This window comes from Neorhizobium descurainiae (genome assembly GCF_051400715.1).
Classification (GTDB): domain Bacteria; phylum Pseudomonadota; class Alphaproteobacteria; order Rhizobiales; family Rhizobiaceae; genus Neorhizobium.
Genome location: NZ_JBLFFK010000062.1, coordinates 1 through 3,024 on the forward strand (window position 1 = coordinate 1; position 3,024 = coordinate 3,024).

Below are 3,024 nucleotides of genomic sequence, written 5' to 3' on the forward strand. Positions count from 1 at the left end.
TCAGAAAGTTGCACCGAAATTGCGGAAGAGCCCACTAATGCACTAATGGGGAAAATTCACGCGGCATTGACAAGGCCTCGACGACGAATGGAAACGACTTGCGCGACGCCTACAAGACCGGGACCGCCCCATCGCGGTCCTGAACATCTGCCTGATCGGACACAGGGACAAAGGATAAGGAATTACACAATGATCATGGCCGTAAATCGCGGGCATGTACCGCTTCGAGCGCTTCCCGATGTCAGTGCAGGTTTGCTGCTGGAGGAATTCGTACCTCCTTCCTCTCTGACCCAGACGGCGTCCACGTGAATGACGGAAGCGGGTTAGGTTTGAACTCACAAAGAATTGAAGGTTCCGCCGACGGTGAAAACATCGTGAATGACGCACGTGGTTCCACGTTGGAAGAACGACGAAAACGCGCTGAGGCATTCACTCGAGGGTCGGCCTGCCGCTTAAATCTGCCAAGCCGGCGCGGCTCGGAATCCGCCACAAGCGCCCGGCTTTTGGCAAGGTCACGGCTCGTAATACCGTGGTGCTGAAAGTTGGAGCTTTCGGCCGTTGATCCAATCTGCATCACTGTTGCGATCGGCGAAAGCTCGGTGGTCTCGCTGAATCCGGGTGTGGGATTTCGAGAGATCGCCGTGCCGAGTTGAAAAAAGCCCCGTATAAATCTACAGTTGCGGTCACGCTTCCGGTAATGCAATGATCAAACCACTGGTAACTTACTGCATGTGAGAACGCTTGATTGAATAGCCAAAGCTCTCGTGGAGAAGACCATGACACCGCATGCGCAGAGGCGCACCTATCGGTTCGTTAAGGCGTACGTTACGCGCAACGTCTTATCGGATAGTGCACCTATAAACGTCCGCGAGATTTCCGCTGCTCTGGGAGTGAGCCTCGTCCCGGTGAGGGAAGCTTTGTTTCGTGTCTCGCACGAACGCCTGGTCGACTTCGTTCCTGAAAGAGGCTTCTTTGCCAAAAGGCTGTCACAGTCGGACGTAACCCACGCGTGCTTGGTGAGCCAGGCGGTGGCCGTTGCAGGGTTGGATGATGATTTCGTTGCTCGACATGAAAAGCAGATTGCCGCGGTAGGGGCGGCTGCGGTTCGCTGCGGGAGGGAGCTTTCGGAGGGCACGAAGCCAGCCCATGCATTTTGGTGGACCGAAGCCGTCATTCGCCGCCTTGTGGAGGTCTGCTATCATCGGCAGCCGCGTTGGCATCTGCTCAGCATTCTCGACCAGACGCTCGCTTTCAGACGGGCGGTTTCGAACGACGCTCATGCTGCAGCAGAGCTCGCAAAAATGTTGGGTCAGCTGACCGAGCAGATATCAACGCACCGCCTCGATCTCGCGACGGCCACGATCCGCGACATTGTTGAGCATGAGGCTGGGCGCTTTGAAGCGGGTTATTATCTTTATGCCGATGCGCTGACACATGCCCGCCGGCGCCAAAACGGCTCATTAGGAGCGATCGAGGGACTTTTGGTCAACCGCTCTTGGTCGAAGGAGTCCCTTGATGTGGGATGGTCCACGTCGTCCTACTGAGCCGAATGCATCAAGCCGCGCTAGAATCTCGGGTTGCGCCGACACAGGGCATCGTGAGCAGTTCTGGGAGGCGATCGGTATGACGAGCGAGTTGCGCGTCGAGCTCGGTCAAAGCTCCGGATGTATCCAGCCGGAGCAGTGCGTCTGTTAAAGTCAGGAGCCCTTTAGCATCCGCGTGGAAGTATGCGCGATTTTTCGCCGCTGCTCTCCGGACATCGCTGCTGCTGTCTATAAAGCATCTCACGGTGCGCATCATTTCGACGTTTTCCGTGAGGCTTGCGAGCCGGTCGTAGATCCGTTCCGTGTAGATAGCGAAAGCGCCGTCGAACTCCTCGTTACCGATTTCGATATCTTTACCGCCACCGCTTACTTCGATGCCGAAAGGCAGGCGAAGGCCCGAGAGGCTGAAACTGGACGAATTGATGGAAACACCATATTTCATGACAAGGAAGGCCAACTCGAATTCGTCTATAAGCTGCGTCACGGCTGCCGGCAGGCTGCGGACCTTCGCCTCACTTCTGTTCATGCTTTAAATCCTCAGTGGCTCGTTAATCCAATGTCTTCTGCCCGATCAGTCGTCGTCCGATCCAGTCTGGAAACGCGGATCGCGCGCCAGGATCTGCAATTCAATGTCATTCACGAGACCCGGTAATCTTGGCAGCTTCCCATTGCGTAGGCCGTCCAGGGCCGCAAATGCCTTTTCCCAATCCGGCGTTGTCAGACCTGTCAGTAGTGTATCCATGTACTCGTCGACCGTCCGCAGGTAGCTTATGTCAAGGAGGTCGCGTGCCCGGGCATAATGCGTCCTGTCGAGGAAATAACGGGTTACTGCAACGGCTGTGGCATTAACGCTGAGCGCGGCAATCCGTTCGAACAGAGACTCGACGAAGATTGCATATTCCTTGGCCGTCTCCTCGGTTACTCTCACCTCGGAGCTGCTTGTGGAGCGATCGAAATCAGGACGCCGTTGCAGCCCCGCTTCCTCGAACGTGGTTCCGGCATACATGATGCTGTGCCGGAGCATGATGAAAATCATATCATAGGCTTCAATTAGTCCCACAGTCGAAATCGGTCGGACGAAATATCCTTTCGATGGAACGTGCTGTACGAGGGCCTCACCCGTCAGCCTGTTGATCGCGTCCCGCACCGGCACGGCGCTCACTGAAAAGTCTTCGGCCAACCGCCTTATGTCCAGGTGCTGGCCGGACGGGATCTCGTGCCGAATGATGCGATCCCTGAGCTGCTGATAGAGCGCGAAGCTAAGCCCGGCGTTCCCCGCACCTTCATCCTCCTGCTGGTCTGCCTTCGGCGACATGACACTCCATGCGAGGCGATAATTGCCTCGGTACGCGTAGCCATCTGCCTACGCTCTCACGTCGCTATGTCATGCGTGTGAACCTCTCAGAGCCCGTCCGAGAATAGGGTTGAGTGATCGGGCTGATGATGATTCCAAGAAGGTGTCTGAAGCCTGAATGGAAGC

The 3,024-nt window shown here is 56.2% G+C and carries 3 protein-coding genes; 1 reads left to right on the forward strand and 2 read right to left on the reverse strand.

All coding sequences use genetic code 11. The features are described 5' to 3' along the window. Positions 1-776: 776 nt before the first annotated feature. On the forward strand, positions 777-1,544 hold the full coding sequence (locus ACMGE0_RS33355) for a GntR family transcriptional regulator (protein ID WP_436820135.1): 768 nt from the start codon (positions 777-779) through the stop codon (positions 1,542-1,544). A gap of 10 nt (positions 1,545-1,554) precedes the next feature. Here the strand turns inward: ACMGE0_RS33355 and ACMGE0_RS33360 are convergent, their stop codons facing one another. Next, entirely contained in the window at positions 1,555-2,070 is a 516-nt protein-coding gene (locus ACMGE0_RS33360) for a hypothetical protein (protein WP_436820136.1), read from the reverse strand. Between the two features lie 45 nt (positions 2,071-2,115). After that, the gene (locus tag ACMGE0_RS33365; RefSeq protein WP_436820137.1) at positions 2,116-2,859 is read right to left on the reverse strand and encodes a GntR family transcriptional regulator; all 744 of its coding nucleotides are present in this window, start codon (positions 2,857-2,859) and stop codon (positions 2,116-2,118) included. Positions 2,860-3,024: the final 165 nt, after the last annotated feature.

Coding starts and splice junctions, on each gene's coding strand:
- ACMGE0_RS33355 (WP_436820135.1), top strand. CDS start 777: ATGACACCGCATGCGCAGAGGCGCACCTATCGGTTCGTTAAGGCGTAC.
- ACMGE0_RS33360 (WP_436820136.1), bottom strand. CDS start 2,070: ATGAACAGAAGTGAGGCGAAGGTCCGCAGCCTGCCGGCAGCCGTGACG.
- ACMGE0_RS33365 (WP_436820137.1), bottom strand. CDS start 2,859: ATGTCGCCGAAGGCAGACCAGCAGGAGGATGAAGGTGCGGGGAACGCC.